This window comes from Streptococcus mitis (genome assembly GCF_946188375.1).
In the GTDB taxonomy this organism is placed as follows: domain Bacteria; phylum Bacillota; class Bacilli; order Lactobacillales; family Streptococcaceae; genus Streptococcus; species Streptococcus mitis_CX.
Window position 1 is genome coordinate 18,270 of record NZ_CAMHUS010000011.1, and the last position, 26,397, is coordinate 44,666.

Annotated in this window: 25 protein-coding genes; 9 read left to right on the top strand and 16 right to left on the bottom strand. The window is 42.2% G+C overall.

Going from position 1 to position 26,397, the window contains the following annotated elements:
* Nucleotide 1 precedes the first annotated feature (1 nt).
* From rsmA to N8M16_RS08860, 3 genes are all read right to left on the bottom strand, one after another.
* On the bottom strand, nt 2-874 hold the full coding sequence (rsmA, locus tag N8M16_RS08850) for a 16S rRNA (adenine(1518)-N(6)/adenine(1519)-N(6))-dimethyltransferase RsmA (protein ID WP_001216838.1): 873 nt from the start codon (nt 872-874) through the stop codon (nt 2-4).
* Nucleotides 875-939: 65 nt separating this feature from the next.
* Entirely contained in the window at nt 940-1,506 is a 567-nt protein-coding gene (gene rnmV, locus N8M16_RS08855) for a ribonuclease M5 (protein WP_261070032.1), read from the bottom strand.
* On the bottom strand, nt 1,506-2,279 hold the full coding sequence (locus N8M16_RS08860) for a TatD family hydrolase (protein ID WP_261070033.1): 774 nt from the start codon (nt 2,277-2,279) through the stop codon (nt 1,506-1,508). Before N8M16_RS08860 ends, rnmV begins: the two co-directional genes overlap by 1 nt.
* 156 nt (nt 2,280-2,435) lie before the next feature.
* Here N8M16_RS08860 and N8M16_RS08865 point away from each other — a divergent pair, with 156 nt between their 5' ends.
* The gene (locus tag N8M16_RS08865) at nt 2,436-4,280 is read left to right on the top strand and encodes an APC family permease (RefSeq protein ID WP_261070034.1); all 1,845 of its coding nucleotides are present in this window, start codon (nt 2,436-2,438) and stop codon (nt 4,278-4,280) included.
* A gap of 287 nt (nt 4,281-4,567) precedes the next feature.
* On the opposite strand, the gene N8M16_RS08870 is transcribed toward N8M16_RS08865, so the two are convergent.
* The 4 genes from N8M16_RS08870 to N8M16_RS08885 all read right to left on the bottom strand — a co-directional run bounded on the left by N8M16_RS08870 (nt 4,568) and on the right by N8M16_RS08885 (nt 8,622).
* Nucleotides 4,568-6,532 carry a peptide ABC transporter substrate-binding protein gene (locus tag N8M16_RS08870; protein ID WP_261070035.1) on the bottom strand — a complete coding sequence of 655 codons (1,965 nt, stop codon included), beginning with the start codon at nt 6,530-6,532 and terminating at the stop codon, nt 4,568-4,570.
* A gap of 137 nt (nt 6,533-6,669) precedes the next feature.
* On the bottom strand, nt 6,670-6,804 hold the full coding sequence (gene rpmH, locus N8M16_RS08875; protein ID WP_000831905.1) for a 50S ribosomal protein L34: 135 nt from the start codon (nt 6,802-6,804) through the stop codon (nt 6,670-6,672).
* A gap of 144 nt (nt 6,805-6,948) precedes the next feature.
* Nucleotides 6,949-8,163: a pyridoxal phosphate-dependent aminotransferase gene (locus tag N8M16_RS08880; RefSeq protein WP_000666455.1), complete on the bottom strand. Its 1,215-nt coding sequence runs from the start codon at nt 8,161-8,163 to the stop codon at nt 6,949-6,951.
* Between the two features lie 156 nt (nt 8,164-8,319).
* Nucleotides 8,320-8,622, bottom strand: coding sequence for a hypothetical protein (locus tag N8M16_RS08885; RefSeq protein ID WP_192851952.1), 303 nt, complete (start codon nt 8,620-8,622; stop codon nt 8,320-8,322).
* A 161-nt stretch (nt 8,623-8,783) separates the two neighbouring features.
* Here N8M16_RS08885 and N8M16_RS08890 point away from each other — a divergent pair, with 161 nt between their 5' ends.
* On the top strand, nt 8,784-9,236 hold the full coding sequence (locus N8M16_RS08890; protein WP_000079148.1) for a universal stress protein: 453 nt from the start codon (nt 8,784-8,786) through the stop codon (nt 9,234-9,236).
* 147 nt (nt 9,237-9,383) lie between these two features.
* On the opposite strand, the gene N8M16_RS08895 is transcribed toward N8M16_RS08890, so the two are convergent.
* Nucleotides 9,384-10,775: a Cof-type HAD-IIB family hydrolase gene (locus N8M16_RS08895; RefSeq protein WP_261070036.1), complete on the bottom strand. Its 1,392-nt coding sequence runs from the start codon at nt 10,773-10,775 to the stop codon at nt 9,384-9,386.
* A gap of 65 nt (nt 10,776-10,840) precedes the next feature.
* On the opposite strand from N8M16_RS08895, the gene N8M16_RS08900 reads away from it, so the two are divergent.
* Entirely contained in the window at nt 10,841-11,803 is a 963-nt protein-coding gene (locus tag N8M16_RS08900; protein WP_101782470.1) for an asparaginase, read from the top strand.
* 53 nt (nt 11,804-11,856) lie between these two features.
* Here the strand turns inward: N8M16_RS08900 and ccpA are convergent, their stop codons facing one another.
* On the bottom strand, nt 11,857-12,867 hold the full coding sequence (gene ccpA, locus N8M16_RS08905) for a catabolite control protein A (RefSeq protein ID WP_001090627.1): 1,011 nt from the start codon (nt 12,865-12,867) through the stop codon (nt 11,857-11,859).
* A 237-nt stretch (nt 12,868-13,104) separates the two neighbouring features.
* Between ccpA and N8M16_RS08910 the strand changes: the two genes are divergently transcribed.
* Complete coding sequence (locus N8M16_RS08910) at nt 13,105-13,422, top strand: DUF960 domain-containing protein (RefSeq protein WP_000886035.1); 318 nt, start codon at nt 13,105-13,107, stop codon at nt 13,420-13,422.
* A 160-nt stretch (nt 13,423-13,582) separates the two neighbouring features.
* Here N8M16_RS08910 and folK read toward each other — a convergent pair whose 3' ends face one another.
* The 6 genes from folK to N8M16_RS08940 form a co-directional block, all read right to left on the bottom strand.
* Entirely contained in the window at nt 13,583-14,395 is an 813-nt protein-coding gene (gene folK, locus N8M16_RS08915; RefSeq protein WP_261070037.1) for a 2-amino-4-hydroxy-6-hydroxymethyldihydropteridine diphosphokinase, read from the bottom strand.
* A 158-nt stretch (nt 14,396-14,553) separates the two neighbouring features.
* A complete protein-coding gene (gene folE / locus N8M16_RS08920) occupies nt 14,554-15,108 on the bottom strand; it encodes a GTP cyclohydrolase I FolE (RefSeq protein WP_061827444.1) in 555 nt (184 codons plus the stop codon).
* The gene (locus N8M16_RS08925; protein WP_261070038.1) at nt 15,089-16,411 is read right to left on the bottom strand and encodes a bifunctional folylpolyglutamate synthase/dihydrofolate synthase; all 1,323 of its coding nucleotides are present in this window, start codon (nt 16,409-16,411) and stop codon (nt 15,089-15,091) included. Before N8M16_RS08925 ends, folE begins: the two co-directional genes overlap by 20 nt.
* A 1-nt stretch (nt 16,412) precedes the next feature.
* Entirely contained in the window at nt 16,413-17,390 is a 978-nt protein-coding gene (gene folP, locus N8M16_RS08930; protein WP_261070039.1) for a dihydropteroate synthase, read from the bottom strand.
* 93 nt (nt 17,391-17,483) lie between these two features.
* The gene (locus N8M16_RS08935; protein WP_153209943.1) at nt 17,484-18,191 is read right to left on the bottom strand and encodes a CPBP family intramembrane glutamic endopeptidase; all 708 of its coding nucleotides are present in this window, start codon (nt 18,189-18,191) and stop codon (nt 17,484-17,486) included.
* A 104-nt stretch (nt 18,192-18,295) separates the two neighbouring features.
* Nucleotides 18,296-19,714 (bottom strand): NCS2 family permease, encoded by a 1,419-nt coding sequence (locus N8M16_RS08940; protein ID WP_261011339.1) that lies wholly within the window; start codon nt 19,712-19,714, stop codon nt 18,296-18,298.
* Nucleotides 19,715-19,903: 189 nt separating this feature from the next.
* Here N8M16_RS08940 and N8M16_RS08945 point away from each other — a divergent pair, with 189 nt between their 5' ends.
* The 5 genes from N8M16_RS08945 (at nt 19,904) to N8M16_RS08965 (ending at nt 24,947) form a co-directional block, all read left to right on the top strand.
* Nucleotides 19,904-20,716, top strand: coding sequence for a Cof-type HAD-IIB family hydrolase (locus N8M16_RS08945; protein WP_261070040.1), 813 nt, complete (start codon nt 19,904-19,906; stop codon nt 20,714-20,716).
* Nucleotides 20,717-20,940: 224 nt separating this feature from the next.
* Nucleotides 20,941-21,960, top strand: coding sequence for an alcohol dehydrogenase AdhP (gene adhP / locus N8M16_RS08950; protein WP_000649145.1), 1,020 nt, complete (start codon nt 20,941-20,943; stop codon nt 21,958-21,960).
* A gap of 233 nt (nt 21,961-22,193) precedes the next feature.
* Nucleotides 22,194-23,183: a PTS sugar transporter subunit IIB gene (locus tag N8M16_RS08955; RefSeq protein ID WP_004258131.1), complete on the top strand. Its 990-nt coding sequence runs from the start codon at nt 22,194-22,196 to the stop codon at nt 23,181-23,183.
* A gap of 25 nt (nt 23,184-23,208) precedes the next feature.
* The gene (locus N8M16_RS08960) at nt 23,209-24,012 is read left to right on the top strand and encodes a PTS mannose/fructose/sorbose transporter subunit IIC (RefSeq protein WP_000022716.1); all 804 of its coding nucleotides are present in this window, start codon (nt 23,209-23,211) and stop codon (nt 24,010-24,012) included.
* 23 nt (nt 24,013-24,035) lie between these two features.
* Nucleotides 24,036-24,947, top strand: coding sequence for a PTS system mannose/fructose/sorbose family transporter subunit IID (locus N8M16_RS08965; protein WP_000136864.1), 912 nt, complete (start codon nt 24,036-24,038; stop codon nt 24,945-24,947).
* A gap of 55 nt (nt 24,948-25,002) precedes the next feature.
* On the opposite strand, the gene pepC is transcribed toward N8M16_RS08965, so the two are convergent.
* Nucleotides 25,003-26,337 carry an aminopeptidase C gene (gene pepC, locus N8M16_RS08970; protein ID WP_261038042.1) on the bottom strand — a complete coding sequence of 445 codons (1,335 nt, stop codon included), beginning with the start codon at nt 26,335-26,337 and terminating at the stop codon, nt 25,003-25,005.
* Nucleotides 26,338-26,397 lie beyond the last annotated feature (60 nt).

The window sequence follows — 26,397 nt, forward strand, 5'->3', positions numbered from 1 at the left end:
CTTAGAGTCCTTGCCCTTTAAGTGCATCTGCTAGGCTGGCAAATTCTGCCAAGCTGAGGGCTTCCCCACGTACACTTGGTGACAAGCCTGCTTGGTCCAAAGCCTTGGTCAGCTTGTCCTTGACCTCTTCAGTCTTGCCAAAGTAACCTGTCAAATTGTTCCACAAGGTCTTGCGACGATGGGTGAAACTAGCCTTAGAAACCTTAAAGAAGAAGTTCTCGTCTTCCACTGCTACGGCTGGTTCTGGACGACGCACCATTTTCAAAATAGCAGAGTCCACGTTTGGCGCTGGCACAAAGACCGTACGAGGCACGATGAAAGCAACCTTGGCAGTCATGTAATACTGCACCGCAATCGACAAGCTACCGTAAGCCTTGGTATTCGGCTGGGCTGAAATGCGGTCTGCCACTTCTTTCTGCATCATAACAACAAACTCACTAAAAGGAATCCCACTCTCGATTAAGTGCATGAGAATAGGCGTCGTGATGTAGTAAGGTAAATTAGCCACTACCTTGATTGGCAGGTCAGGATTTTTGAAATTCTGGATATGTTGCGCCAAATCAACTTTGAGAATGTCCTCGTTGACTACGGTAACATTGTCAAAATCACGCAAGGTATCTGCCAAAATCGGTACCAAACGATGGTCAATTTCAAAGGCCATGACCTCTGCTGCACGCTCAGCCAGAAACTCGGTCAAGGCACCAATCCCTGGCCCGATTTCGATGACATTAACCTGGTCATCAATCTCAGCCGTATCCACGATTTTTTGAAGAATATTGGTATCCGTCAAGAAATTTTGCCCGAAGGACTTTTTAAAGGTAAAACCGTGACGCTCCAGCACTGCCTTGGTCACGCTGTAATCTGCAATTCTCATCTATTCTCTTTTCTATTATCTGTTACTACTATTGTAACACATTCCCCTTGTATTTTGGGGTCTGCTTAGCTGTTCTCATAAGATTTCATAGCTTCTTCCACTTCTGCCAAAGTAACCCCAAACAACTCTAAGCGCTTGAGGAGTTGCTTGCCGTTGGAATAGCCAATTCGGAGAGCTTCTCCTAGATATTCTCTTCGCTTACGGCTATCTGCTCCCGCTAGAAAACCAAGGCGAATCAAGTCGCTACGACTGATATCAAACTGACTCTCATGTTCAAATTGTTCTGTAATCTGAGCTAGAGCCGTTTTCAGGTCTTCATAGCTGGCATGCTCAATTCCCAGAGAACGGCCCTTGGTCTTGGACTTGGGGACAGCTTCATCTCGTTTGAGGAAGGCATGCTGAACTGTTGGAATGGCCGTCATAATCATGCGACGAATCCGCTCCCCATTAAAATCTGGGTCTGTAAAGACAATGACTCCATGGCGTTGGTGTAGACGCTGAATACGTGCAATATCTTGCTCATTGATGGCAGAACCTCGTGTCTCATAGGTCTCTACATCGAAATAACGTTTGAGATTGGCCGTATCATCGCGACCTTCAACCACGATAACTTGGGAAATTTTCTCTTTCATTACTTGCTGTCCAATCCAAAAATTCGTTCTGCATTTGCAGTTGTTATCGCCGCTAGCTCTTCTGCCGTCATGCCACGCAAGTCAGCGATAAAGTCCACTACATAGCGAGTGTAGGCTGTTTTATTTTCACGACCCCGTTTAGGAACAGGAGCCAAGTAGGGAGCATCCGTTTCCACCAAAATCTTGTCCAAAGGAAGTTCTCTAGCAGCTTCTTGGATGTCAGTTGCCTTCTTGAAAGTCACCACTCCTGAGAAGGAAATGGTCATACCAAGGTCCACAAACTTCTCTGCCCATTCAAGAGTTCCCGAAAAAGAATGCATGATACCACCTCGAGGACCAACGCCCTCACTCTTGATAATCTCATAGGTATCTTCCAACGCATCACGGGTATGAACTACAAAAGGCAAATCCAAGTCCTTAGATAGCTGAATCTGACGACGAAAAACCTGCTCCTGCACCTCTTTTGGCGCTGTCATCCAATGATAATCCAGACCAATCTCACCCAGTGCTATAACCTTGGGATGTTTTAACTGATTCAGTAAGTAAGCCTCAACTTCCTCTGTATAAGTACCAGCTTCTGTAGGATGCCAACCAATAGTTGCGTAGAGTTGGTCGTACTCATCCACCAACTCCAAAGCACGCTCAATCGTCGGTTCATCAAAACCAACTATATTCATCTGTGTCACACCCATCTCAGCAGCCAAGGCGATTTCCTCTGCCTCACGACCTGCAAATTCTTCTACATTCAAGTGTGTATGTGTATCAAAAATCATCTCTTCTAACCTCGTTTTCTATCTTCTATTATACCAAAAAACCGCCCTATCTCCTCATCTGTAAAAAATATTCTAAAATCTATTGTCGTCTCTTGACGCAATTTTTTCAAAGCAGTATAATAGCACTTATTGAAATTTTCAGAAAAGGAAAATACCATGTTTACAAAATTAAAACAGACTTTTATCGGTCGTCCTCTTAAATCCTTAACCGAAGGCGAAGGGGGACTACTGGGAAAAATGCAGGCACTAGCCATGTTGTCAAGCGACGCTCTGTCCTCCATCGCCTATGGACCTGAGCAAGTAGTCCTCGTCTTGGCTAGTCTCTCTCCTCTTGCGATATGGTGGAGTCTTCCTATCGGCCTCTTTGTCCTCCTGCTCCTAGCTAGCCTGACCGTCTCCTACCGTCAAATCATCCATGCCTACCCTCAAGGGGGAGGGGCCTATATGGTTACTCGAGAAAATCTATCTCCCGAACTTGGCTTAATCGCTGGAGGTAGTCTGCTAGTTGACTACATGCTGACTGTGGCGGTATCGGTGTCATCTGGAGCCGATGCTATCACAGCAGCTCTCCCTGCTCTCCACCCTTACAACCTCCACATTTCCATTTTTCTAGTTTGCTTGCTTATGCTCTTGAATTTACGGGGCTTAAAAGAATCTGCCAGTTCACTGATGATTCCTGTCTATCTCTTTATCATCAGTACTGTCTTTCTCTTGCTCTACGGAATCTTTCAACTAATGACAGGGTCTCTCAGCTATCAGGCAACTTCACCTATTGGGCATGCTGTTCCGAGCCTGTCTATAGTTCTCATTCTAAGAGCTTTTACCAGTGGTTCTGCCTCTCTGACAGGGGTTGAAGCTATTTCAAATGCCGTTCCCTTTTTCAAGGCTCCGAAAGAAAAGAATGCTGCTCAGACCTTGACCATTATGTCACTGATTTTAGGTTTTCTTTTTGCAGGCATTACCTTCCTAAACTACTGGATGGGGATTATGCCTCAACACGGAGAAACTATTCTTTCACAGATGGCTCAGGGTGTCCTCGGCACTTCCTTCTTAGGCCATCTTGGGTATTATATCTTCCAATTCTCCACAGCCTTGATTTTAGCCGTAGCTGCAAATACTGGCTTTTCGGCCTTCCCTATGCTGGCTTACAATATGGCTAAAAACAAATACATGCCCCATCTCTTTATGGAAAAAGGAGACCGCCTAGGCTACTCTAATGGAATTTTAACTCTGGCTTTTGGTGCTATGATTCTTCTTCTCATTTTTAATGGCAATACCGAACGTTTGATTCCTCTTTATACTATCGGGGTCTTCGTTCCCTTTGCCCTTTCTCAGACTGGGATGATTCGCCATTGGAAAAAAGAAAAAGGGGCAAATTTCTTAAAACCTGCCCTTGCCAATATCCTTGGAGCCATCATTTGCTACGCTATCGTGCTGATCCTGCTCTTTTTCCGTCTCAGTGATATCTGGCCTTTCTTCCCGATTATTCTCGTACTCACCCTACTCTTCTTGGCGATTCACAGTCATTACCAAAAAGTGGCCCAACAACTACGACTCTATGAAGGCATCGAAAAACGTACCTACGATGGAAATCTAGTTCTCGTCCTAGTAGGGAATGTCACCCGTGTAAGTGTTGGAGCCATTAACTACGCTCAAAGTATCGGTGATGAAGTCTTAGCCATGCACATTTCTACTAAGGAAACAGCAGAAAAAGATCAAGAAATTCTCCAAGAATTTGCCGATTACTTCCCAACCATTACTCTGAAAAATATCAAAACCAGCTACCGTGACATCATCACCCCTACTGTCAAGTATGTCAAACGAATCTCTGAGGATGCTCAGAAAAAGAACTATACAGTCACTGTTCTGGTACCCCAGTTTATCCCTAATAAACCTTGGCAAAATATTCTACACAATCAGATGAGTCTCAAACTCAAATATGCACTCCGCTGGCACCAAGACGTCGTTGTCGCTAGCTACTCTTATCACTTAAAAGAATAAAGAAAAGGCCCTACCAGAACCAATAAGCGTCTGGTAAGGCCTTTTTCTGAATCCAGCCACTATGCTTATACTCAATGAAAATCAAAGAGCAAACTAGGAAGCTAGCCGCAGGCTGCTCAAAGCACTGCTTTGAGGTTGTAGATGAAACTGACGAAGTCAGCTCAAAACACTGTTTTGAGGTTGCAGATAGAACTGACGAAGTCAGTAACATATATACGGTAAGGCAACGCTGACGTGGTTTGAAGAGATTTTCGAAGAGTATTAACTGAAAAGCATGACTAGGAATATTATTGAATATGGTTAGCTAAATCTTCCTGAGCTTTTTTATTTGACTCAGCTTTTTCTTTTAGCCATTTTTCATAGAGTTCTTGGTACTGTTTAGCGGTTACTGGCTCTTTTTGCAATTCAACATATTTGTAGTTGTCCGCATTTCCCTTATGACCAACAAATGAGAATGGACCTGTAAACGGTACAGTCTTACGGAAGATTGGGTTAGCTCCACCACTTTGAACTGGTAGGAAGAGGGCGCTATCTGTCAACCAAGCTTGGGCTTCAGCATATTTTTCATAGCGAGCTTGAGTATCTGTGATTTCCGCATCAGCCTGATCCAAGAGTTTCTTGTAGTCAGCAAGACCAATCTTGTCCTTGACTTCCTTGTCTTTTCCTTCAGACAAGCCCATGTTTTTCAACTGAGAACCTGTCTCTGGATCAAGAATAGCTAGGTAAGTCTTAGGATCTGAGTAGTCTCCACCCCATCCTGAGATGTCGATATCGTAGTCTTTTTGTTCTGCTGTATCTGCAAAGTAGGTTGCTTGGTCTTTTTCATCTGGAGAAAGTTGGATAACATCGATAACTACATTCTCCTTACCAAGAGTTTCTTCCACTGTTTGTTTGAAAGATCCAGCCTGTTGAACATCCAACTTAGCAGTCTGGTCAACTGGCATATCCAAATGAATTGGGAAGGTTACTCCCTGTGCTTGCAGACTTTCTTTGGCCTTGGCAAACTTCTCTTTGGCCTTTTCAGGATTCAAGAAGGCTTGCTTACCATCGTTTAGATTGATGTTTGCCCAATCTTTACCGTAGTTGACAATTTTTTCATTGACAATATCACCAAAGTTCTTATCGCCAACTTGGACAAAGTTACTTGGTGTAATCGTGTTACGCAAGATACGGTCTGCTCCATCTTCACCATTTGTCTGTGCTGCATAAGCATGACGGTCAAAGGCAAAGTTGATAGCCTGACGGAAATCTTTATTTTGCATAGCTGCGCGTGAATCTGTCTTTTCCTTATCAGACTGTTTCATAGTTTGCTTGTAGCTTTGACGATTCACGTTGAAAAGATAATAGAAAGTAACTGAGTTTTGTGGTGTATAGGTAATCTTGTCCTCATTTCCCTTCTTGAGTTCAGCAAAGACTGAACTTGTTGGGAAGATACGACCATCTGTATAGTTACCATCCAAGAAACCTCTAGCAATGCTGTCTTGGTCAGAACCGTCAAAGAAAGAGAGTTTCACTTTCTCGATTTTAACATTATCCTTATCCCAGTAATTAGGGTTTTTATCAAATTCAATCAAAGATTTTGATGTGAAGGATTTAAACAAGTAAGGACCATTTGACAAAATACTTGATGGTGTCACACTTCCAAAGTCATCTCCCTGAGACTTCAAGAAGGCTTCATTTACAGGACTAAGGATACTTGCTGTTGTTTTAGAGTTCCAATAAGTCTCAGGTTGGTTGAGAGTGTATTGTAGCGTGTAATCATCCACTGCCTTCACACCAACAGTTCCAAAATCAGATGATTTTCCTTCAACATAGTCTGCTAGCCCCTTGATAGAGTCTTGTACCAAGTACAAGTTTTCAGCTTTTTTATCAGCCGCATACTTGAGACCTGTCACAAAGTCATGAGCCGTTACATCTGCATACTCTTCTCCTTCAGAAGTGTACCATTTAGCCCCCTGACGGATTTTATAAGTGTAGGTCAAACCATCTTTTGACACTGTCCATGACTCAGCCATAGATGGGATGAGATTGCCATACTGGTCATTTTCCAACAACCCATCAATCAAGTTGGTTGTGATACTAGATGTTGAGTCTCGAGTAGAGGTAATATAATCCAAGGTATCTGGGTTGCTAACAAAGATATAAGAGTAAGTCTTGTCTGCATTACTTGATTGGGAAGACCCACATGCCGCTAGAGCTAGACCTGCTGTCAAAGCCATAGCTCCAAAAAGCATAACTTTTGATTTCTTCATGATTATTCTCCATTTTTTACTATATGTGAAATATTATACACTATTTGAGCAAAAATATAAAGCCTTTTTAACTTTTTTACAAAAATAAAAATCAGTAGACTCGAGTTCCTACTGATTTTTGTTATGGTTCGTTTGGATTATGCAGCCAAAACTTTGCGTCCTTTACGACGACGAGCTGCCAATACGCGACGACCGTTTTTAGTTGACATACGGTTACGGAATCCGTGTTTGCGCGCACGACGAAGTTTACTTGGTTGATAAGTACGTTTCACGATGAATACCTCCTCATAGATTTTGTATTCGTTTAGCCGGCTATAAAGTGATCAGTTACTAAACATACTTTACTATTCTATCTGATTCTTTTACTTTTGTCAATAGCTCTAGGCAAATGTTTCCAGCTTTTTCGAATGTAAGCCCTATCTACGATACTGTTTCAAGAAACGAGTCATCTTTTCTTGGATTTGGGCTAGTTCATCAACACGAGGAAGGTAAACGATACGGAAGTGGTCTGGTTCCTGCCAGTTAAAGCCTCGACCATGAACCAAGAGAACCTTTTCCTGCTTCAAGAAATCAAGAACAAACTGTTCATCATCATCGATACGGTACATATTGCGGTCGATTTTAGGGAAGATATAGAGTCCAGCCTTGGGTTTAACGGCAGACAAACCTGGAATATCTTGAATGGCATTGTAGATGAAGTTTCTTTGCTCGTAAATTCGTCCACCTGGAAGGAGCAATTCATCAACTGATTGGTGACCACCCAAGGAAGTTTGTACGACTTGTTGGGCCAAAACGTTAGAGCAAAGACGCATATTGGACAGCATATTGAGCCCTTCGATATAGCCTTTAACATGTGTCTTAGGTCCAGACAAGACCATCCAACCTACACGGAAGCCAGCAATACGGTGGGATTTTGATAAACCATTCATGCTGACACAGAAGACATCTGGTGCCAAGCTCGCCACAGGCGTATGCACGTGTCCATCCATGACCATGCGGTCGTAAATTTCATCCGCAAAGATAATCAAATCGTTTTGACGGGCAATCTCAATAATCTCCAACAAGAGTTCCTTAGGATAAAGGGCTCCAGTTGGGTTGTTTGGATTGATAAGGACGATTGCCTTGGTGTTGGAAGTGATTTTTGACTTGATATCGTCAATATCTGGGTACCATTCTGCAGCTTCATCACAGATATAGTGAACGGCATTTCCCCCAGCTAGGCTAACAGCTGCTGTCCAGAGAGGATAGTCTGGCATTGGCACCAAGACTTCATCCCCGTTGTCCAAAAGCCCCTGCATGGACATGACAATCAACTCACTGACACCATTTCCAAGGTAGATATCATCAATATCTACATTTGGGAATTTCTTCAATTGGCAATACTGCATGATGGCCTTACGGGCTGAGAAAATCCCTTTGGAGTCAGAATATCCTTCACTATCACGCGCATTCATAATCAAGTCATGAATGACCTCGTCTGGCGCTGTAAAGCCAAATTCTGCTGGATTTCCTGTATTCAGACGTAAAATCTTTTCTCCGTTTGCTCGCATCCGCATGGCTTCTTCCAAAACAGGACCACGGATATCATAAGCAACATGCTCTAACTTACTAGACTTGTTATATTCTTTCATCTTGTTTCCTCAATTCATCAGGATAGTAACATTATACCACTAGAAAGAAAATGCGACAAGTTTACTGAAATGTGTTACTAGATTAAGATAGAAGAAAAACCTCGCTAAAAGCGAGGCCAAGACAGGGGAGATAGCAGGTATTTTGCGAAAGTCACATCACATACCAAAAGATAAACCTAGAAAAAGCAAGCCTAAAAAGGAGTCATAAAGAAGATTGAACATGAGGAAAAGTCCCCATATCATCAAGTAATCTAAGCGTCCACTTCTTTTTGCAACTAGGAATAATAGCAGATGGTAGAGTAGATGAAAGACTAAAAAGCCGATAAAACCTGGATAAAGAAGCGGTATCAGACTCTCTAATTGCCAGAGTATGATAACTTCTACCAAGACCGACACTAGGATTATTCCATAATAAAGGAAATTTGATTTTTTTGTTTCTTGAAAAGAGCTTTTCATCATTCTCCCTCCCTTCACTTCTTTCCTGCTATCCTTTCTTTTATTTTATCATATATTTATATAGTTTTTAATCGCTAACATTCTTTTGAAAAATACTTTTTTTACTTTACTTCTATAGTGAAAAGGTTTACAATTATAGTAAGAAAATTTCAGGAGGTTTCATTATGGCACAACGTTACCAAAATATCATGGTCGCAATCGATGGTTCTAAAGAAGCGGACTTGGCTTTTGTCAAGGGAGTTCATTCTGCTCTACGGAACGACGCTAAACTCACCATCGCACATGTCATTGACACACGCGCTCTCCAAAGCGTATCCACCTTTGATGCTGAAGTTTATGAAGAACTCCAAGTCGACGCTGAAAGTCTGATGAAAGAGTACGAAAAACGTGCTAAAGATGCTGGTGTGGCAGATGTTCATATCGTCATTGAAATGGGAAATCCAAAGACCCTACTAGCACGTACTATTCCAGATGCTGAGGAAGTGGACCTCATCCTCGTTGGCGCAACAGGTCTCAACGCCTTTGAACGCCTCTTGGTCGGTTCTTCATCTGAATATATCCTCCGCCATGCTAAGGTTGATTTGCTGGTTGTGAGAGAACAAGAAAAAACCTTATAATCACAAAGAAAAGGAGCTCAGCGCTCCTTTTTGTTTACTATTTATACTCTTCGAAAATAAAATTCAAACCACGTCAACGTCCATCTACAACCTCAAAGCAGTGCTTTGAGCAGCCTGCGGCTAGTTTCCTAGTTTACTCTTTGATTTTCATTGAGTATTATTTCTCTCTTTATGACGTTCATAAGCCTTGAGCTGACGCTGCAGTTCCTTTTTAATAGCAGGTTCTGGAGCATATTTTTCTTCCCAATCATCTGGCTTTAAGATTTTGTGGGTCACTGGATCAAAATGAGCCTTGCCATCTGGAAAAATTTTCCCCATATTGGCCTGATGGACAATGTCAAAAATACGTTCTGGATCCACCCCCATCAAAACAAAACTACCGTAGGTGAAGTAAAGCGTATCAATCAAGGCATCCACCTGCCCTACCAAATCTTGCTGTGCAGGTGTCTTCTTGGCTACTTTATCTGCTGCCTTATCAAGGGCCTGATGAAGTTGCGATAAAGCTTGACCAAAATCCTCTTCAGAGGGACTGGCTGCTCGAACAAACTCCACCAATTCTTCTATTTTAAAGCCAGCCCTATGGGTTGCACCTTCTAAATCCCAAGTTCGAGGTTCTTCTTGGGTTCGTTCATCCATCATGTGATGGAAAGTCTTGACCTTATTGAAATGATAGTCACGGCTGACAAAGACTTTTTCTGAGGCCAGAACACCAAAATGTTCCAAGGCCTTGTGGATTCCGTCTTGCTGATTGCTGGTGGTAATGTGCTTAGCAACTTCCTTAACACTGCTACTACCATTTCCCATAGCGACCGACATACCGACACCAGCCAGCATTTCAAGGTCATTATCTGAGTCACCAAAAGCCATCACTTGGTTGAGGTCAAAGCCATATTCTTTCCCAACTCGTCGAATGCCTTCCAATTTAGAGTTTCCTTGATTGATAACATCCGCTGCAAAAGGATTGCTACGTGTCAATTTCAAATCTTCAAAATCAGCTGCCGCTTTCTCAGATTCTTCTGGCGTCATCAGCATCAAAACTTGGTAGATAGGCTGATTCATCAGTTGAAGTAAGTCTTCTTCCTTTTGGGGAACAACCTTGCTAACCATACGATTAAAGGAATGACTCACTGTCCGAGTTAAAACTGAGGGAACGAAGCGACTGATTCGTTGGGAAAAAGAACCCAAACCAAAGGACATGATTTTAGAACCCAACATGGCATCCTTGGTCCCTAGGGCAATCTCCTTGCCCTCTTTTTTAGCATACGTAATTAGATGGCGCAAATGTAACTTAGAAATTGGGCTCGTGAACAAGACTCTGTCTTTAGTAAAGATATACTGGCCATTGTAGGTTACCGCAAAATCCAGGTCCAAATCGTCCATCAATTCCTTAACAAAAAAAGGTCCTCGTCCTGTCGCTACACCGACAAGCACCCCTTGTTCTTTGACAATCTTAATCGCGTCCTTAGTGGATTTCAAAACACTCTTGCGATCGTTGACCAAGGTTCCATCGATATCAAAAAAAACCGCTTTGACTTCCATCCTATCCCAATCTCCCCTTTTGTGATACAATGATTATACCACATTTCAGAAAGAGTGAGTAAATCATGCCTAAGAAAATCCTTGTTTTACATACAGGTGGAACTATTTCCATGCAGGCCGATGCTTCTGGTGCTGTTGTGACCAGTTCAGATAATCCCATGAACCATGTGTCCAATCCCCTCGAAGGAATCCAAGTCCACGCCTTAGACTTTTTTAACCTGCCAAGCCCCCATATCAAACCCAAGCATATGCTGGCCCTCTACCAGAAAATTAAAGAGGAAGCAGATAACTACGATGGAGTGGTAATCACACACGGGACCGATACTTTAGAGGAAACAGCCTATTTCCTTGATACCATGGAAGTTCCCCATATGCCTATCGTTCTAACAGGGGCCATGCGCAGCTCCAACGAACTCGGTAGTGATGGTGTTTATAATTATCTGAGTGCTCTACGAGTGGCTAGCGATGACAGGGCTGCTGATAAAGGAGTTTTGGTCGTTATGAACGATGAAATACACGCTGCCAAGTATGTCACCAAAACACATACGACCAACGTCAGCACCTTCCAGACTCCAACACACGGGCCACTTGGTCTGATTATGAAACACGAAATCCTCTACTTTAAAACAGCTGAGCCTCGTGTCCGCTTTGACCTTGATCACATACAAGGTTTAGTCCCTATTATCTCGGCTTATGCTGGTATGACAGATGAGCTCATTGATATGCTGGATTTGGAACAATTGGACGGTTTGATTATCCAAGCCTTCGGAGCTGGTAATATTCCCAAAGAAACGGCTCAAAAATTAGAAAGCCTTCTGCAAAAAGGAATCCCAGTCGCTCTGGTATCACGATGCTTTAACGGTATTGCCGAACCTGTTTATGCCTACCAGGGTGGAGGCGTACAGTTGCAAAAATCTGGTGTCTTCTTTGTTAAAGAACTCAACGCCCAAAAAGCCCGCTTGAAACTCCTCATTGCCCTCAATGCCGGACTAACAGGACAGGCTTTGAAAGACTATATGGAAGGGTAAGTCTCTTCTCCAGAAAGCAAAATCAGGAAATCTTCACGATTCCCTGATTTTTTCTATTTACGTTTTCGTGTCGAACGACGTTCTGTCAAACCATGAGGTAAGAGAACTTCACGTTCTTCCAACTCTTCCTTGTGCATAATCTTAGTCAACATACGCATACTAATAGCACCAAGGTCATAAAGAGGTTGGGCAATAGTTGTCAAGTTTGGACGGGTAAAGCGTGAGATTTGTGAATCATCACTAGTAATGATTTCAAACTCTTCTGGCACAGACACACCCTTATCAGCAAGGCCGTTCAAGACACCTGCTGCCAATTCATCACCTGTTACAACTGCTGCAGTTGCATTTGATGAAATCAAGCGTTCTGCCAAGGCATAACCGTCTTCATAAGTGTATTTGGATTCAAATACCAATCCTTCGCTATAAGAAATACCTGCTTTTTTCAAGGCTTCCTTGTAGCCAACCAAACGAACCTTACCATTGATATCATCCACTAGTGGACCGCTAACGAAAGCAATGCGCTCATTTTCTTTAGCAAGGTAGGTTACTGCATCAATCGTTGCTTGTTTGTAGTCAATATTGACACTTGGAAGCTGATGTTCTACATCCACAGTTCCTGCAAGAACAACTGGTGTTCGAGAACGAGAAAACTCTGAACGAATTTTTTCAGTCAAGTGATACCCCATAAAGATGATACCATCCACTTGCTTAGAAAACAGGGTATTGACAACTGAAACTTCCTTGTCATCGTCCTCATCACTATTAGCAAGGACGATATTGTACTTGTACATTTCAGCGATATCATCAATCCCTTTAGCAAGTGTTGAGAAATAACCATTGGTAATATTGGGGATCACGACACCGACAGTGGTTGTCTTTTTACTTGCAAGACCACGTGCCACTGCATTTGGACGGTAATCCAAACGGTCAATCACCTCAAGCACTTTTTTACGGGTGTTCTCTTTTACATTTTTATTGCCATTGACTACACGGCTAACTGTCGCCATTGAAACTCCTGCTTCACGGGCGACATCATAAATCGTTACTGTATCGTCTGTATTCATTCCATTTCCTTTCTATATCATACCTCACGAGACTCCAAAAAAGAGACGGTATGAAAATTTCGTTTTCATGATTCCACTTATTCCATTTTATCACTATTTGTAAACACTTTCAAGTATTTTTTGAAGATTGTTTGAAAAAAATTTCATAGAAAGCTATGTTTATGAAGAAAAAATTACCTTTTCTTGATTTTTAATCCTATTTGCTGTATGATAAGGGAAAAGAAAGGGGGCAGAAATATGGCTTTTACCAATACCCACATGCGGTCTGCTAGTTTTGGCATTGTTACCAGCTTGCCTGATGACGTTATTGACTCTTTTTGGTATATCATCGACCACTTCTTAAAAAATGTCTTTGAATTGGAGGAGGAACTCGAGTTTCAATTGCTTAATAACCAAGGAAAAATTACCTTCCACTTTTCAAGTCAACACCTCCCTACAGCTATTGATTTTGACTTTAACCACCCTTTCGACCCTCTTTATCCCCCGAGAGTTCTGGTTTTAGATATGGATGGTAGAGAGACTATCCTCCTCCCAGAAGAAAATGACCTATTTTAATACTCAATGAAAATCAAAGAGCAAACTAGGAAGCTAGCCGCAGGCTGCTCAAAACACTGTTTTGATTTTGCAGATGGAAGCTGACGTGGTTTGAAGAGATTTTCGAAGAGTATAAAAACTCTAGCCTTCAGTTGCAAGTGACTGAAAACTAGAGTTTTTTCTATTTTTTCAAAGCATCATACAAGTTGCGGATAGGTTGCTTTAATGTAGGATGGATAAAATGTGGTGCAATTTCCTGTAAGGACTCAAGGACAAAAAGTCGTTCTGCTATATAAGGATGTGGCAAGATGAGGTCGTCTGTATAAAGGACCTGGTCCTCCACAAAGAGCAAGTCCAAATCAATCAAACGAGGTCCCCAATGCACTTCTCTCACCCGTCCCATCTCTGACTCAATGGCTAACAAGGCCTCTAATAGAACTGGGGCCGGCAACCAGGTTTCAATCTCAACCACTTGATTAGCAAAGCTATCTTGCTCCACACCACCCCAAGGCTCCGTCGTTAAGACACTGGACTCTTTAAGAATATGGATACCTCGATTTCGCATTTTCTCAATGGCTTGCTCCAAGTTTGCTTGTTTATCTCCCATATTGCTTCCTAGGGCGATAAAGGCTCGTTGCTTGCGGCGATGAATGGTTACCGAGCAAGTATCTAGTGGCAAATGCACTGGCGCCCATGGTTTTTTCAGTTCCAACTTCATTTCTTGGACAAGAGGATAAGCCTCAAAAGTACGTTCTACCAGTTTATAAGCTACCGTTTCAATTAAATCTTCACTCGTTTCCTGAAACCATGCCGTCCACTGCTGGCACAATTCTCCGTAATGGACAGAGGCTGTTAAATCCAAATCTGTCGCCGCCTTGGTCATATCATAGGATAGGATTGCGGAAATAACAAACTTCTGCCCCAATTCTTTCTCACTAGGAAAAAGACCATGATAAGCAAAAATTTCCAAATCCTTAATCTGCAGTTGATCCATAATGATTCCTTTCTAGAAAAATCCGCCCAAAGCGGATTCTTTTTATACTCAATGAAAATCAAAGTGCAAACTAAGAAGCTAGCCGCAGACTGCTCAAAACACTGTTTTGAGGTTGCAGATGGAAGCTGACGTGGTTTGAATTTGATTTTCGAAGAGTATTATAGTCCCATTAAACGATAAGCCTGATCTCGGAGGTCCTTATCTGTTTCAAATAGACCACGAGCTACTGTCGTCAAGGTTGCAGTGCCTGGTTTTCTGACACCACGCATGCTCATACACATATGTTCCGCCTCAATGACAACAAAGGCTCCTTTAGCACCTAGATACTCCATCAAGGCATCGGCCACTTCGATATTCAATCGTTCTTGAATTTGTGGCTTTTTAGAATAAACTTCAACCGTACGGGCTAGCTTAGACAAACCTGCTACACGGCCATCTGGAATATAGGCAATATGCGCTCTCCCATAAAATGGCAAGAAGTGGTGTTCACACATGGTATGGAAAAAAATATCCTTTTCTACCACCATATTATCGTCAATAATCTCAAAAGATTTTGACAAATGTTCCTCCGCTGTTTGACCAAGACCTGAAAAAATCTCTTGGTACATACGGGCCACTCGAGCAGGCGTTTCCTGCAAGCCCTCACGGTTAACGTCCTCTCCTACAGCCTCGATAATCATTTTTACAGCTGCTTCAATCTTTTGTGTATCCATTTTCGTTTTTCCTCTCCATCAGATAGGCTCTCACTTGGCTCAAGAAATACAAGGAACCCGTGACAATCCTAACTGTTTGTTTCTCTTCTTTTTTATCTGTCAATTTCTGCTCTAGAAAATCCTGCCAACCTTGATAGCTGAGATTTCTAGACTTGGCTGCCTCTTTCAGCACGTTTTCATCAGTCGCCCGACTATCGTCAAAATGTGTCAGGGTAAGCTCGGTATCTGGGATGGCCCCCAGCAAGTCCAACATATCCTCCAAGGCCTTGGTTTTGATGCAAGTAAAGAGGATTTCCTTACGATAATCCGCAAAGCGTTCTTGCAAGGTTGCTAATAAAGCCTTGATAGCATGGGGATTGTGGGCTCCATCCAAAATCATCAAGGGGTCTCTTGACACGACCTCCAGACGCCCTGGCCAACTTGTTTCTTCCAAGGCTTGAGCAATCAAAGTATTAGCTGGTAACTCTCGACCATCTTCTTGACAAAAAGTATCAAGCAAAGCTATGGACATCCCAGCATTCTCTATCTGGTGCAAACCAAGCAAACCTGTCTGAAAACGACCTTGTCTGACAGAACTGGTATAATCAAAGATTTCACCCATCACCACACTCTCTTGATGACTGACCTGATAATCTCTCTTATATCGTATTCTCGGCGCATTTTTAGCTTCTGCAATAGAGTCAATCACAGCTAGCGCTTCTGGAGCGATACGGCCTGTCACCAAGGAAATACCTTGTTTGATAATACCAGCTTTCTGCTCTGCTATGGCTTCTAAGCTGTCCCCAAGTAGAGCTACATGGTCCAATCCTATAGTCGTAATTCCTGTCAAAATAGGCTGACAGATATTGGTGCTATCCAAAAGCCCGCCCATGCCCACTTCCATGATGGCCACATCTACTTGCTCTGAGGCAAAGTAATCATAAGCTATGGCGGTGATAATCTCAAACTCGGTTGTCCCCTGCAAATTGGCAATCGCTTCCCCCTCAATCAAAGACTGATAGTCTGCCATGAGGGCTTCTAGTCTCGCTCCTGGAATGGATTCCCCATTGATGCTAATCTGGTCTGTATAATGAATGAGATAGGGCGAGCTGAACACACCAACTCTCAGCCCTAGCTTTTCCAACATATTTTTCAAAAAAGCAATGGTCGAACCCTTGCCATTGGTTCCCCCGATATGGATGACCTTGAGTTTGAGATGGGGATTGCCACGCAAGGCTAATAGTTCCACCATGCGTTCCAAGCCAAAATGCGGTTGGTCCGTCCGGTAGTTGGCAATCCACTGATTGTTTTCAATTTCTTTCATCTTATTTGTATTGTTTTAAATCTAAATTTTCCGCTTCATCAGCCAGACGAATAGCGGAGGCAATTTCAACTGCCATCCTGTGACTAGCTACGTCATGCACGCGCACCACTTCTACACCCTGTCTCGCAGCGATACTAGTTACATGAGCCGAAGCCGTATCTCGATTGCGGAAACCAAGTTCTGTCTCAGGATTGACTTCAAAACCACTTTCTTCAAGGATATTGATGACAAATCGCTTGCGCGACACTCCAAGAAAGATTGGATATCCCTTCTGATGTAGTTTATCCAAGTCCCGTAAAAGAAGCAGATTTTCTTTCTTAGTCAGACCAAAGCCGATTCCCGGATCCAACAGGATATTTTCTTGTTCAATTCCAGCTTGATTTGCTCTCGCTAGTGCTCGTACAAAGAAAGTCTCCATCAACTCTTCGATTGGCAATTTTTCGAAGTCAGCTAGCTCTTCCTCTGTAAAAGCTTGATTAAATCCAAAATGAGGGAATATGAGCGAGCTAGGATGCTGAGGTCGAGCCATGACTGGGTTAAACATAATGACCACTTTCGCTCTCGCTTCAGCTACCACATGGGCCATTTTTTCATCACCCATGAGACCAGTGATATCATTAACTAGATTAGCACCAGCAGCCAATGCAGCTTCTGCTACCTGACTCTTCCAAGTATCAATAGAGATGAGGACATCACTTTCCTTGCGAATCGCTTTAATCACTGGAACAACACGCTGGATTTCCTCTTCTATCTCAACATAGCTACTTCTTCCCGGCCGAGTTGATTCTCCGCCGATATCGAGCATACTGGCTCCTTCTGCTATCAATTTACGAGCCTGCTGGAGTGCTTGCTCAGGAGCAAAAAATTGACCACCATCCGAAAAGGAATCTGGGGTTACATTGATAATTCCGCAAATAGCTGTCTTTGCATGATTGGCTTTACTTGACATATCGGTCACTCCCTCAAGGCTTTTCATCATATTATTTCTCTATTTTACCATAAAAAGAAAAAGATGGACACGATTGCATTCATCTTTTTCCCAGTAGAAACAAGTAAGCAATTGTCAAAAATCTTAAACAGAGATCCCTAATGTCCGACTCAAAATCACCACGAGAGCCAACAAACAGAAAAAAACTCCATTAACAATCATGTGAAGTAAGATAGACATTTCCAAACGTTGGGTTTTATAAACTGTCCAAGTTAGCACAGTTGACATTCCTCCATAGATAAGAAGAGAAGGTAGATTTGTCGGTAAATGAAGCAAGGCAAAGATAATAGCACCGACTATATAACCCACATTTTCTTTACCACGAAAGAGTTTTTTAGGAATCACTCCTCGACATAAAATCTCCTCACAAATAGGAGCTATTAGAACCAGTAAGAAAAAACTGGAAATTAAGGAACTATTCTGGACCAAATCATTAATATTTGATTGATTGCTGGTTGTTGTTTCATTCATCAAACGCAGTAAGACCACACCAAGAATATTAAAGGCAAGAATCACTAGATAGCTTAAGGCCAATCTAGCCAAATCCTTAGCCTTGAAAAACGATAAACCAAAACTAGCCAACTGTGTTTTCCTAGCACCTATTATAAATACAGTTAAAACTACAAGAGATACGGCCCCTACTAATAGTCCAGCTTGAAGCAGTGGAAATTTTCTGCTAGTTAGAAAAGTTGCTAGGGCTAAAGGAAACTGAGAAAACAAAAGCCCTACTAGAAAGATTATTAACCACTTCCCCCTGTTTAATACTTCACCCCAAATATTCTTTTTTATCATCAATCATACTCCTACCATTCAATCAAAATCACCTACCTAGTTTGAAGCAATTTTCAAGTAACTATAATATAAAAAGGGGAGAACCCCTTTTTATATTATAGCATTTATAGTGCCATGCTGATATAGTTAAGGATAAACAAGGCATCCAAAATCCAAATCATGACATGAACATCTTTAGCTTGACCTTTGACAAGCTTAGTCAAAGTGTAAGTCAAGAAACCAACTGCAATCCCTTGAGTGATAGAGTAGCTGAATCCCATAAAGATAGATGTGAAGAAAGCAGGAACCGCTTCAGACATATCGTCCCAATGGATATTTTTCAAGCTAGCCAACATCATAATCCCAACGATAATCAAGATTGGAGCTGTAGCGGCTGTTGGTACAATCGCTAGAAGTGGACTAAAGAAGCTTGAGATCGCAAAACAGATAGCTACAACCAAGGCTGTCAAACCAGTACGTCCACCTGCACCAATACCAGCAGCAGACTCAACATAAGTCGTTACGTTCGAAGTACCAGCGATGGCACCAATTGAAGTACCAATCAAGTCAGAGTAAAGAGCCTTATCCAACTTAGCTGATTGGTGATTTTCACCATTTGTCGCTACGATACCAACTTTTTCACCTGTACCAATCAAGGTACCAATCGTGTCAAAAATATCTGTCAATGAGAAGGCAAGAATGGCCATCAGAGTTTCAGGCAAGCGAGCTGTATCTGAAATCAAAGCTCCCAAACCTTCTGAACCAAGAGCTGCACCAAAGACTGTCTTCAAGTCTTCAAAGGCTGCACCAACATGGTTATTAGCAAAATCGATACTAGACAAATCTACCAAACCAACTGCGATAGCAAGAACAGTTGTTGTCAAGATAGAGAGGATAATTCCCCCTTTAATCCCTTTGATAACAAAGAAGATTGTGATAGCAAGTCCTGCAAGAGCCACCAAAACAGCTGGATTATTAAAGCTGACCAAGCCTGGAACTGCTGAAGAGTTTGCTGCAATCGTTGCTTGAGCTTTGTCAGCCCCTTCTCCTACAACAGTATAGTTGCCTGGATCAATCGTAAATTTCAAAAGTCCAGCATTCTTAATTCCCACGTAGGCAAGGAAAACACCGATACCAGCTGAAATAGCTGAGCGAAGAGCATTTGGAATCGATTCAATGATCATTTTACGAACATTTGTCAAGGTAATAATCAATGAGATGACACCACAGATGAAGACCATAGCCAAGGCTTCTTGCCATGAATAACCAAGTCCAAATACAACTGTAAATGTAAAGAAGGCGTTAAGACCCATACCTGGCGCTTGAGCATATGGCAAGTTGGCATAGAAGGCCATCATCAGGGTACCAGCAACTGCACCGATAATCGTTGCGAGGAATACACCCTGAGCAGGCATTCCTGTTTGCGAAAGAATTTGTGGGTTTACAAAGAGAATATAGCTCATTGCAAAGAAAGTTGTTAAACCAGCGAGAACCTCTGTACGAACGTCTGTACCGTTCTCTTTTAGTTTAAATAATTTGTCCATTATCAATCTCCTTTTAATTTTTACGAACAATAATAGAATTATATCATTTATCATTCACTTTTTCAATATCTTTGTTTGATTTATTTAAGAATTTGATGAAATTTCTTTTTTGGTTTCGAATCTGCTTTTCTGCCTGCTTTTTGTTATAATAGTAGACATCTTATCTGAAAAGACACTAGAAAGGTCCCTATGACAAAAAAAATTATTGCAGTTGACCTGGATGGAACCCTGCTCAACTCAGACAGTCAAATTTCTGACTTTACCAAAAAAACCATCAAAAAAGTTGCTGAAAAAGGCCATCAGATTATTATCACGACAGGTCGCCCTTACCGCATGTCAAAAGATTTTTACCGTGAACTAGACTTAAACACTCCTATGATTAATTTCAACGGCTCCCTTACTCATTTACCAGACCAAGTTTGGGATTTTGAAAAGTGTTTGACTGTAGACAAAAAATATCTGCTAGATATGGTTCGACGTTCAGAGGACATTCAAGCCGATTTTATCGCTGGAGAATACCGTAAAAAATTCTACATTACAAATCCTAATGAAGAAATTGCCAATCCCAAACTATTTGGTGTAGAAGCTTTCCAGCCTGAAGATCAATTCCAGCCTGAGTTGGTGACCAAGGACCCTAACTGTATCCTGTTGCAGACCAGAGCCAGTGACAAGTATGCCTTGGCAAAAGAAATGAACGCCTTCTACCAGCATCAACTTTCTATTAATACCTGGGGAGGTCCGCTCAATATCCTTGAGTGTACACCCAAAGGAGTTAATAAGGCCTTTGCTTTGGACTACTTGCTCAAGGTAATGAACCGCGATAAAAAGGATTTGATTGCCTTTGGAGATGAGCACAATGATACCGAAATGCTCGCTTTTGCTGGGAAAGGTTATGCAATGAAAAATGCCAACCCAGAGCTACTCCCCTATGCAGATGAGCAAATCGCCCTGACCAATGACCAAGACGGTGTTGCCAAAACCCTGCAAGACTTATTCTTATAGTCCATACTGACCAGCTTACGAGCTGGTCTTTGTGCTCTTTTCACAGTCTCATCAACCAGTTAATCGATTGTTCTACTTTTTGCCTCCAAAACCTTGGAAAAGGCTTTCTTTTGTGATATACTTCACATATAAATACAAGAGAGCTCGTCATACTCGACTCTGTTGATACAAAATCAATCCAGTCCTGTTTCTCCTGCTCTCCGTTAATATCAAGGAGGATAGCTATGAAAGCTGTTGTTGTAAATCCAGAAAGCACTGGTGTTGCTATTGAAGAAAAAGTACTCCGTCCACTTGAAACTGGGGAAGCACTTGTAGAAATTGAATACTGTGGTGTTTGCCACACTGACCTTCACGTTGCCCATGGCGACTTCGGTCAGGTACCAGGACGTGTCCTAGGACATGAAGGTGTTGGTATCGTTAAAGAAATTGCCCCAGATGTGAAAAGCCTTAAAGTCGGCGACCGCGTCAGCGTTGCTTGGTTCTTTGAAGGATGTGGCACTTGCGAATACTGTACTACTGGCCGTGAAACTCTTTGCCGTACAGTGAAAAATGCTGGCTACTCCGTAGACGGTGGTATGGCTGAACAATGTATCGTAACTGCAGACTATGCTGTTAAAGTTCCTGACGGACTTGATCCAGCCCAAGCCTCTTCTATCACATGTGCTGGTGTAACAACCTATAAAGCTATAAAAGAAGCAAAAGTTGAACCAGGCCAATGGGTTGTTCTTTACGGTGCTGGTGGACTTGGTAACCTAGCTGTTCAATACGCTAAAAAAGTATTCAATGCTCATGTCATCGCAGTTGATATCAATAACGACAAACTTGCTCTTGCAAAAGAAGTAGGCGCTGACATTGTTATTAACGGCCTCGAAGTTGAAGATGTACCTGGACTCATCAAGGAAAAAACTGATGGTGGAGCTCATTCAGCTGTCGTAACTGCTGTATCTAAAGTTGCCTTCAACCAGGCTGTTGACTCAGTTCGTGCCGGTGGTCGCGTAGTCGCTGTTGGTCTTCCTTCTGAAATGATGGAACTCAGCATCGTCAAAACCGTTCTAGATGGAATCCAAGTCATCGGTTCTCTTGTAGGAACTCGTAAAGACTTGGAAGAAGCCTTCCAATTCGGTGCAGAAGGTTTAGTAGTTCCAGTTGTGCAAAAACGTCCAGTAGAAGATGCTGTAGCCATTTTCGACGAAATGGAAAAAGGTCAAATCCAAGGACGTATGGTACTCGACTTCACCCACTAATCTAATAGAAACCTATTTTAAAAGTTGGAATACGCTTCCAACTTTTTTATATTAAATTTTTAAATATGGATTCAAGATTACCTCTCAAAAACTTAATATATCAATATTTTCAAAGAAGCCCTTTTTGCTTTTTTATGTTAAATAGTTGCTTTTTATATGAAAACGGTTTATACTTAAAAAGTCTTAAAGTTTTCTTAAACGAAAACTAAAACAAAAAAGGAGGTATGACAATAATGAGTATCGGAATCATTATTGCAAGCCACGGCGAATTTGCTGCGGGTATTCATCAGTCAGGATCTATGATCTTTGGTGAACAAGAAAAGGTTCAAGTTGTAACCTTTATGCCAAATGAAGGTCCTGATGATCTATACGCTAAGTTTAATAACGCTGTTGCTGCATTTGACGCAGAAGATGAGGTTCTAGTTTTGGCTGACCTTTGGAGTGGATCTCCATTTAACCAAGCTAGCCGCGTGATGGGAGAAAATCCTGAGCGTAAGTTTGCCATCATCACAGGACTTAACTTACCGATGTTAATTCAAGCCTACACAGAGCGCCTCATGGACGCTGCTGCAGGTGTAGAAAAAGTCGCTGCTAATATCATTAAAGAAGCCAAAGATGGCATCAAAGCTCTTCCAGAAGAGCTAAACCCAGTTGAGGAAGTAGCAAGCGCTGCAGCTGCTCCAGTTGCCCAAGCTGCTATTCCAGAAGGAACTGTCATCGGAGACGGTAAACTCAAAATCAACCTTGCCCGTCTAGACACTCGTTTACTTCACGGTCAAGTTGCAACTGCTTGGACTCCAGATTCAAAAGCAGATCGTATCATCGTTGCTTCAGATAACGTAGCTAAAGACGAATTACGTAAAGAATTGATTAAACAAGCAGCTCCAGGTAAAGTGAAAGCAAATGTTGTTCCTATCCAAAAACTAATCGACGTTGCAAAAGATCCTCGCTTCGGAGGAACACATGCCCTTATCTTGTTTGAAACACCTCAAGATGCCCTTCGTGCTATCGAAGGTGGCGTGCCAATCAAAACTCTTAATGTTGGATCAATGGCTCACTCAACTGGTAAAACAATGGTTAACAACGTTTTGTCTATGGATAAAGAAGACGTTGCTACATTTGAAAAAATGCGTGACCTTGGTGTTGAATTTGATGTACGTAAAGTACCAAACGACACCAAAAAAGATTTGTTTGACTTGATCAACAAAGCAAACGTGCAATAATCGATTTTATGAAAGGATTTTAAAGATGTCTATTATTTCTATGGTTTTAGTAGTCGTTGTAGCCTTCCTAGCAGGTCTTGAAGGTATCCTCGACCAGTTCCAATTCCATCAACCAATCGTAGCTTGTACCCTTATCGGTCTTGTTACTGGTAACCTTGAAGCAGGGATCATCCTTGGTGGTTCTCTTCAAATGATCGCCCTTGGTTGGGCTAACATCGGAGCTGCCGTAGCTCCTGACGCTGCTCTTGCTTCTGTTGCTGCTGCCATTATCATGGTTCTTGGTGGCGACTTTACTAAGACAGGTATCGGTGTTGCCCAAGCAGTTGCTATCCCTCTTGCAGTTGCTGGTCTATTCTTGACTATGATTGTCCGTACACTCTCTGTCGGATTGGTTCACACTGCTGATGCTTCTGCTAAAAAAGGTGACTTCAAAGCAGTTGAACGTGCTCACTTTGTCGCACTTCTTCTTCAAGGTCTTCGTATTGCAGTCCCTGCAGCACTCCTTCTAATGGTACCAACTGAAACAGTACAAAGCATTCTAAATGCTATGCCTGATTGGCTTAAAGATGGTATGGCTATCGGTGGTGGTATGGTTGTTGCCGTTGGTTACGCTATGGTTATCAACATGATGGCAACTCGTGAAGTATGGCCATTCTTCGCTATCGGTTTCGTGCTTGCTGCCGTGTCAGATATTACTCTAATCGGATTTGGTGCTATCGGTGTTGCTATCGCTCTTATCTACCTTCACCTTTCTAAAACTGGTGGAAATGGTGGCGGAGGAGCCGCAACTTCTAACGACCCAATCGGCGATATCCTAGAAGACTACTAAGATAAGAAAGGACTGAAAACATCATGACTGAAAAACTTCAATTAACTAAATCAGATCGTAAAAAAGTTTGGTGGCGTTCAACTTTCTTACAAGGTTCTTGGAACTATGAACGTATGCAAAACTTGGGTTGGGCTTACTCATTAATTCCAGCTCTTAAAAAACTCTACACTAAAAAAGAAGATCAAATCGCTGCTCTTGAACGCCATCTTGAGTTCTTCAACACTCACCCATACGTAGCCGCTCCAATCATGGGGGTTACTCTTGCACTTGAAGAAGAACGTGCTAACGGTGTTGAGATCGATGATGCTGCTATCCAAGGGGTTAAAATCGGTATGATGGGACCTCTTGCTGGTATCGGTGACCCAGTATTCTGGTTTACAGTACGCCCAATCCTTGGATCACTCGGTGCTTCACTTGCCCTTACTGGTAATATCTTAGGTCCAATCCTCTTCTTCGTTCTTTGGAACTTGATTCGTATGTCATTCTTGTGGTATACACAAGAGATTGGATACAAGGCTGGATCAGAAATCACTAAAGATATGTCTGGCGGTATCCTCCAAGACATCACTAAAGGTGCTTCTATCCTTGGTATGTTCATTCTTGCTGTCCTTGTTCAACGTTGGGTAAATATTAAATTTGCTTTCGATGTTGCCAAAGTTCAACTAGATGAAAAAGCTTATATCCATTGGGATAAATTGCCAGAAGGATCTAAAGGTATCCAAGAAGCATTCGCACAAGTAGGACAAGGATTGTCTCAAACACCTGAAAAAGTTACTACTTTCCAACAAAACTTGGATATGTTGATCCCTGGACTATCAGGACTACTCCTTACTCTCCTTTGCATGTACTTGCTTAAGAAAAAAGTATCTCCAATCACTATTATCCTTGCACTCTTCGCAGTGGGTATTGTGGCACATGTTCTTCACATCATGTAATCAAGCAACTTAAAAGGAATCAGGTTCTAAAATCTGATTCCTTTTTTCTATACTTTTATTCGGCCAAGGCACCCATTGGATCCCATGGTGCGAGTACAATTGGTTCTGCTTCATAGGCAGCTTGTTCTTCTGCTGTCAGCAATTCCTTACGGACAACGATTTGGTAAGTGTATTCGTCCATCCAAGCGTCTGAGGCAACAAAGTAACCATCTGTACCGACCTTGTCTCCCCAAGAGTTTTCAACCTTCCACTTGGTTGACTTGCCATTTTCGTCCAAATCAACACCTGTCAAGACCATGGCGTGGGTCATTAAGCTTTCACTATAGTCCAAACGTCCAGCCTTGTCTTGAGTGAGTTTAATGTCCATGCTTGATTCAAAGTCATAAACATCTGTCGCAAGGATTCCAGCCTTACGGTTGCTGAGCTGGCCGACATCAGAACCAAACCAAACAGTCTCGCCTGCTTGCATTTGAGCAATTGCCAACTCTTTCAAGCGCTCCATTGGAACGTTGATGTAACGAACCGCACGGCTACCAACCACATTTCCCAACATCTCAACTGTGTAAGATTGGCCGTAAGGCTTGTCAGCAGTTGGGGCGTTGATAACAGAAACGTAATCTTCTAGTGGAAGATTGACATATTTCTTGTAAAACTCTTGTGGTGTAATACCCTTTTCACTTTGATAATTGTTATCCTTATCGCGATAAGCAAAGTCAAATGTACGTGGTGGAAGACCCAATGACATAGCAAGGAAGTTGAAAATTTCTTGCAAGAGGTCTTCTTTCTTAGCTTGGACAGTCGCTTGGTCTGCGCCAGAAACAAGCAAGTCACGCAAAATTTGAGCATCTTGGCGAAGCAATTTGTTAAGGATTGCATTTAGCTCACGGCTGCTACTAGATGAAACAGACTCAGGGTAAACTGACTTAGGCACGACACCGTATTTCTCAAAGAGAGAAACGACCATATCCCACTGACCACCATCTTGTTGTGGAGTTTGAAGTAGGAAGCTAACCTTACGGCTCGTCAAGTCTTGGTCTGCAGTCGCAATGACTTGCTCCAAGAACCAGTTTGATTTCTCATACTTGTCCCAGAAGAAGGTGTGGGCCTGTGACAACTCAAAATTTTCTAGTTTATATTGTGAGATGAGCTTGTGGCGGAAAGTGTTAAGGGCTGCAAACATCCAGCAACGACCAGACGCTTTCTGGTTGGTTACCTTGTCCTTGGTCAAATCCAATGAGAAAACAGGTGTGTTGTCTACATGGCTTTGGCGACGTTCTAGGGCTGCAAAAATTCCGTTGTGGCTGGCAGCATTTTCAATCGCTTGGTATTTGACATTTGCTTCATAGTTGGCAAATAATTTATCAGTAAATGATTCTTGAATCGCGTTCATAGATTCCTCCTTTTATTCTACAGTCTATTATAACTCTTTTCACAAAGGAAGCAACTGAAA